This window comes from Bacillus sp. S4, assembly GCF_040838205.1.
GTDB lineage: Bacteria > Bacillota > Bacilli > Bacillales > Bacillaceae_G > Bacillus_A > Bacillus_A cereus_U.
Map to the genome: position 1 here is coordinate 1 of NZ_JBFPJI010000166.1, position 7,022 is coordinate 7,022.

Consider the following 7,022-nt stretch of genomic DNA (forward strand, 5'->3'; position numbering starts at 1 on the left):
ATTATAGAAAGTAGATGAAAAACCCTTCTTTTTTCTAAATTTTCTGTCTAATAATCTCATAATTTGTATATACCCTTGTATAAAGTGAAACTTTAATCAGTGGGGGTTCTCTTCATCCCCCGCTGATTATTAGCCTTCACCAATCGGGCTTTTACGGGCAGCCCAACCCCCATCTAACTTTTTTACTTTCGCTGAATTTTGAGGCAGGGGCCTTACTGCCCACCAATAGCGGAGTAAAACATACAATTCCGTTGAAAAATATAGCAATTAAAGTCGGTTTCCCCATACTCTTCATCTATTTACCATTACAATGAAATGTTGTATTCTTAAGTTTAATATAAAAAACAAATATAGAAATTCATTTATCTTCCTATATAGGGATACTGAAATAAAAGAATGAAGGAATGGTGGAACATATGGTTACTAAGTTAAAACAGACGGATAACTACTTCCCGCATTTCCTACTGCTATTCATTGTGTTTCAACCAATCTTAGATTTATTAACATCCTTTTCAATCTATGTATTACACATGAGTGCAACAGTCGGAATCGTAGTCCGTTTCGCCTTTATGCTTCTTGCATTAGGTTATCTACTTCTTCATCATAAACAACAAGGTGCGAAAAAGTATATTCTTTACTTATGTCTATTTGGCATTGTACTCGCAATCGGCCTCGTGAATAATTTAATGGTCAAATCTCCAATTTCATTTGGAGAAGAAGTGAAATTTATTTTAAAGAGTGTATATCCAATTGTACTACTGTTTGGATATATTATCGCACTGAAAGAACTAAAAAATAACGAATATGCGTTTCATAAAATCATTACCTATTTCTTATATGCAACATTAATTTTGAGTATCTCACTCATTGCGGCAATGGTAACGGGCACAGATTTCCAAAGCTATCCTCACTCAAAGATCGGTTCAAGAGGTTGGTTCTTTGCTGGGAATGATTTAAGTTCTATTTTTGCCATTATGTTCCCAATCGTTGTCTTATACTCAGTTCATAAAACAACTTCTTTCTCGAAAATTTATTACTGGATTCCAACTGTACTCGCGATGTATGCAAGCATTATGGTCGGAACGAAAGTAGGATATGGTGCAATTATTGTTACGCTTGGCGTGGCACTTCTATTCTCATTCATTCAATATATGATTCATCGCAAACAAGAAGGACAAGGATTCACATACCTTGTAAACACAGTTATTGCTGCTATCGTATTAGGAGGTTTACTTGCCCTTACACCACAAACTCCTATCGCAAAAAATATGAGCATTCATTTACAAATGTATGAATATAAAAAATCAGTACAAGAAGAAAAAGAACGAAAAGAAGGAAAAGTAATTAAAGAAGAAGAACATAAGCAGGGTGAACTAACAGACTCTGAAATGAAAAGTTTAATTTACAGTGATCGTGACAAGTATTTAAAAATATACAAACAATATTATAAAGACGCACCACTATCTCAAAAACTATTTGGAATGGGCTACGCTGGTAACTATACAACGAAAATAAAGTTGATCGAAATGGATTTCTACGACCTATTCTTCGCATTCGGAATTGTCGGGTTCCTTACGTACTTACTACCGCTTCTTTATTTCGGTATAAAAATATTCATTCGTATAATCACAAACTTCAAGAAACTATTTAGTGTAAAACATATGCTACTAGCTAGCACACTCGTCCTATCGCTCGGCATCGGCTTTATGTCTGGCCACGTATTAACAGCACCGGCTGTAAGTATTTTCTTTGCTGTTATACTTGCTTATATGATCGTTGATTTGGAAATTGAATAACACTTGAAATACCATACCCTTGTTTTAAGGGCATGGTATTTTTTATAACCACTATGAAGCGAATAGTATAAAAAATCCCTTGCAGGAAATTTCCTACAAGGGATTTTCATCAATAACAGATGTACTATCTATTATTATTTTTGAACTTCAGAAGTTGATGCAGTTACGTTACCAAGCGCTAACTTGTTACCTGCAGCATCTGTAATGTTGATTTCTGCATTATCTGCACCTTTTGGTACTACGCTAATTGTTGCAGCTTGAGCAACGTTTAGAGCTTTTTCAGTTGTTAAGTAAACAACGTTTGCATTTTTAGCATCTTTTTCAATACCAGTAACTGTTGCAACGTTGTCATTTACAACAACTTTTAAGTCATTGATAAATTCAGGTGTGTTTGTGATTGCTCCAAGGTTTTCATCAAATGTTACTTTGATTTTATTTGAAACTTCATCTCCACTCTTAGCTTTCACATAAACAGCGCTTGCTAATTTTGGAGCTGTGTTATCAGCGAATTTAATTAAATCTTCTACTGGAGCTTTCGTTTGAGCATTAGCTACTACTTTGCTTCCAGATGCAGTTAATACGTTTGTGCTAATTGTAAATTTAGCAGATTGTTCTTTTGCGAAATAATTTTTTGGTAGAGAAACTTTAACAGTCTTTTTGTTACCAACGAATTCTACAGTTGTACCTGCTGGTAATGCTTTACCATCAATTTTATAGTTTTCTACATCTTTCGCGTTACCGCTCATGTCTTGTGTATAGTTGATAGTGATTACATCACCAGCAATTTTAATAATTCCTTTGTCCATCTCTACAACAGGTGTTACGATACCTGTGTTACCAACAGTTGTGTTGAATGCAGCGTTGCTGTTTGTGTTTACAGAGTAAGAAGCTAAGTTGTCATCTTTTGCAAACTTAACAGCGCCAGCTCTTAATTCTACTGTGTAAGGCTCATCTTTTGCTTCTGAACCAAGTTTAATGTTTAATACATCGCCAACAGCTGTGATTTCAGATGTTACAACTACGCCATCTTTGTCACGTACTACGATTTGGTCTTTATTATTTACAACAATTTTACCGTTAAATTTAACTAGTAAGTTATTACCTTCAATTTTGTTTAAGCTATCAGTAGATACTTTTGGTGTAGCAGTATCTTGAGATAAAGAAACGCTCATATCAACTGGTTTACCAAGTAAGTTTACTGTATCTTTGAAGTTTTTAAGGTTAACACTTAAGTCAACGTTCTTTTCACTGCCTGCATATAATGGGTTAAGAGCATTCTTTTCATCTTCTTTAATAGAAACGATGTATGAAGTTGCATCTTGTGGATCAACTGTAAATTGAACTTGACCATTAACACCTGGTGCTTGATAAGCAGCTGTAGTGAATGTATGGTTACCTTTTTTCACTGTTACTTCAGGTTGTTGGCTTAATGGCTCTGAGAATGTAACTTTGAAAGTACGGCTGTTAATAGCTTTTAATTCTTTCACTTCTGGTGCTGTTGTATCAGAAGATACAGTGTATTTTGTTGTTAAGATTGAAGCTGTATTAGGATTTACAGATAATGTATCTTTCGCATCGTATACAACTACTTCATGATCACCTTTAGCGAAGATTCCATCTTTTCCTGTAACTACATCAGTTGTTAAAGTGTATACTCCTGGAATTTCACTTGCAGTTTTTGTTTCTGTAAGCTCAACACCATCAATTTTAACTTTTGCATCTGTTGTCACAGGTTTGTTAAATGTTAATTCAACTTTCTTACCAACAACACGTGCACCTAATAATTCTGGAGCTACTGAGTCAGAGAATGTTTTTTCTGAATCAAGATATTTTTCTACAGGTTTTAAGTCAGCACCTAATACGCCTGTAGTTACGTGTACTGTATATTTGTCAGAGTTAGCAAATGCTTTCTCAGCTTTTAATTTGAAAGTTACGCTCTTACCATCTTTTGAAAGAACACCTTTCTCACCTTTGTCACCTAAGAAGTCCTCAGATGTTAAGTCAGCACCATTTTTCTTAAATTTGTAGTGCTCTTCGTTAATCGCAGTTTTTTCATTTACTGGATTTGTGAATGTAACTTTAATTTCTTGAGCGTTGATCGCACTTACAGATTCAACTTTAGCATCTGTTTTTACTTCTGGATGATAGTTCATAGCATTGAAGATGAATTGAGCAGCTTGCTCACGAGTTACAACGCCGTTTGGATTGAATTTGCCTTCACCTTCACCAGCTACGATACCTAAGCTTGCAAGAGTCTCGATTGAAGATTTTGCAGTTGCCCAAGATAAACCGTCGATGTCATTGAAAGTTTTTTTGTTATTGTCATCAGCTTTGAAGCCGTATGCGTTAACAAGAAGCTGTGCCATTTGTGCACGAGTTAACTTCTCGTCTGGACCGAATTTACCATCGCCTAAACCAGCCATGATTTTGTTAGCTTCAGCAGCTGCGATGAATTTAGCATAAATGCTGTTTTCAGCTACATCTGTGAATGGAGTTTTTGTTGATCCAGTTTCAAGACCTTTTGCTTTTACCATGAAAGTAGCTACTTGAGCACGAGTTACATCGTCACCAAATCCGAATAGGCCATTACCAGTACCTACGATAATACCTTTTGCAGCCATAGAATTGATCGCATCTGCAGACCAATGTCCTTTAGGAACATCTTTAAATGCGCCCTCTTCTGCTGCTGTAGCAACTGGTGCTACTACGCCAGCTACCATTGCAGCTGTCATTGTACCAGCCATTAATTTGTTAAAAGACTTATTTTTTGCCATTGATTTATTTTCCTCCTTGAGAAATATAATACTAGCTTTAGAAATATGTATTTGAAAAACTAGTGATTTACTAAATTCATATATTAACCTACAAACACTTTTTGGAGATTAGTAATTTATCAGCCATAATAAATACTATCTTTTTCCAAAAAGTTAAACCATGTATATAATACGTCATAATTCTTTTTTTTAAAAGAATTTTTTATCGCATAATTCGACAAATTCGAAATGTTTGTCGAATTATGTTTTTATCAACGATTCTAATATGTAAACGTATATATATCGCTTGTATTTAATATAACAATAGCATTATAACACAAAAAACAAATCGATTGATGATTTACTATATTTAAAATTCTCGACATCATTCGACATGAATGCGCTTTATTTTTGTTTTTTTTGTCGAATTATTTGTTATTTTTTCTATAAAGTGGGATTGTTTTCATTAATTTTCTATTAAATAACATTTATTATGTTCGACACACAAAAAGACTGATCATCTTGTCATTTTTATAAAATGCATCTAGATGATCAGTCTTCTCTTTTTTATTAGTGTTTTACATACTCTACATTTTCTTTTGCAATATAAGCTTCATTTACAGCAGGGTCATCAGAGATGATTTTAACCCATGCTTGTCCATTTATCGTTTCTTCACCTGTAACTGTAACAACTTTATTTGCAGTTAAGCTATACAGTCGATTGTTCGACGTATGAGGATCTTTTTTCACTTCTACCTTACTCTTTACACGAGCAAGTTTATATTTGTTGTACTCTTTCTTACCTAAGTATGAATCAAAACGGAACATATGCCCTGCTACTTTTTTACCCCAGTTTGCATCAGATGCATAGTTCATATTTACACCACCAGCTTTATCACCTGTATACGCTGCTGTATAACGCCAATGCCCTGGTTTTAAATACCCTTCATCCATGTATAACTTTGCAGCATGTTCAATACAATCTTCTTTTGAGTTGAATGTTTCACCGTTGCCAAATGGACTATCATCAGTTGCCTTTAAACCAAATAAATTATTTTTTTCTCGTGCAAGCTCGCTTGTCCCATAGAAACTTTCATGAACTGCTAATGAATATAAGAATAACGCATTTACATTATACTTACTTTCTACTTCTTTAAATTTCGCACCTAAACCAATTAGTGGTGAATCTGGTTTAACTGATTTTACATAACTATCTAATTGTTCTGCTGTATATTCTGTTTTAGAACGTAATGATACATAATTAAAATATTGATAGAATGTTTCATTTCCAAATGTTTTTCCATCTACACTATACATTGATTGCCCTTGCTTCATGAAAGAAGGCGCCGCACCATATCTAAACTCTGTATATCCAGGTGAACTTGTATTATACGTATAATATCTATGGTATAAATATCCATCTGATTTCACGTAATAGGATGACTTTTTCATTTCATTTTCAGGAATTAATGTAATTTCATTTTTCTTCACATAACCTGTTAAATCAGAGATTTGTACTTTCACGCGATCTTCTCCAACTTCTAACACTTTAAATTCTGTTCCGTACTGAAGATATGTATATACTGTTTGTAAATTTTCACCGTAAACATTAATTGTATTTCCAGGAATTCTCTTCGCAGTTGCAAAGCCATCTTTAATCCATACGAATTCATTTTCATACTTCACTGCATTGATGCCTTTACTTTGTGCAGCTGTAACAGCTTCTTTATATGTAGTGTAACGCTCTACTATTTTCCCTGCATCATTTAACAATACATAATTCTTTGTTTCTACAGGCGTTTCTCCACCGTTGTTACCAATTTTATCAAGCATTAAGTTCAGCATCGCCGAAGCCATACCTCTTGTCGCTGATAAATGTGGTCTAAAGGTATTATCTTCTGGATAGCCTTTAATAATTTGAGTTGCTACCATAACTTGTACATGTTCTTTATAGTTAATACGATTCGTATCAGCAAATGTAAGCGGACTTACAGTTACTTTAACCTTTTTATAATCTAGCGCCTGTTTTACCATTACAGCCATTTCTTCACGTGTAATCACATCACCAGGTGCAAAAGCCTCAGGACTACGCCCCTTAATAATTCCCGCTCCGAATGCTCTACTTACACCGTCATATAAACCGTAAGATTTTGGCACATCATTAAAATTCGAATCTGCTTGTGGAAGTTGTAACGCTTTTGCTATTAATGTAGCAAACTCTGCTCTCGTTATCTCTTTATCTGGTAAATAAACATCATTTCCATACCCTGACATAATCCCTTTACTAATAAGAGAACGCATATGCTGCTCAAATTGATGACCTGTAATATCATCGCTCGCCGCATAACTTGAAATAGGAGCTAAAAGCAATGACCCCGTTAACGCAACTGCTGTAATACCTTTTGAAAATTTCTTCACGGTTATCCTCCTCGTAATCTACGAATTTATCATTCCAACACCGATTATATACTAA

The 7,022-nt window shown here is 34.5% G+C and carries 3 protein-coding genes; 1 reads left to right on the forward strand and 2 read right to left on the reverse strand.

What is annotated here, in order from left to right; genetic code table 11:
- Positions 1-416: 416 nt before the first annotated feature.
- Entirely contained in the window at positions 417-1,796 is a 1,380-nt protein-coding gene (locus tag AB3X48_RS14950) for an O-antigen ligase family protein (protein WP_016103857.1), read from the forward strand.
- A gap of 134 nt (positions 1,797-1,930) precedes the next feature.
- Here the strand turns inward: AB3X48_RS14950 and AB3X48_RS14955 are convergent, their stop codons facing one another.
- Both AB3X48_RS14955 and AB3X48_RS14960 read right to left on the reverse strand, forming a co-directional pair.
- A complete protein-coding gene (locus AB3X48_RS14955) occupies positions 1,931-4,570 on the reverse strand; it encodes an S-layer homology domain-containing protein (protein WP_016103856.1) in 2,640 nt (879 codons plus the stop codon).
- Positions 4,571-5,119: 549 nt separating this feature from the next.
- The gene (locus AB3X48_RS14960; protein ID WP_367959708.1) at positions 5,120-6,967 is read right to left on the reverse strand and encodes an S-layer homology domain-containing protein; all 1,848 of its coding nucleotides are present in this window, start codon (positions 6,965-6,967) and stop codon (positions 5,120-5,122) included.
- Positions 6,968-7,022: the final 55 nt, after the last annotated feature.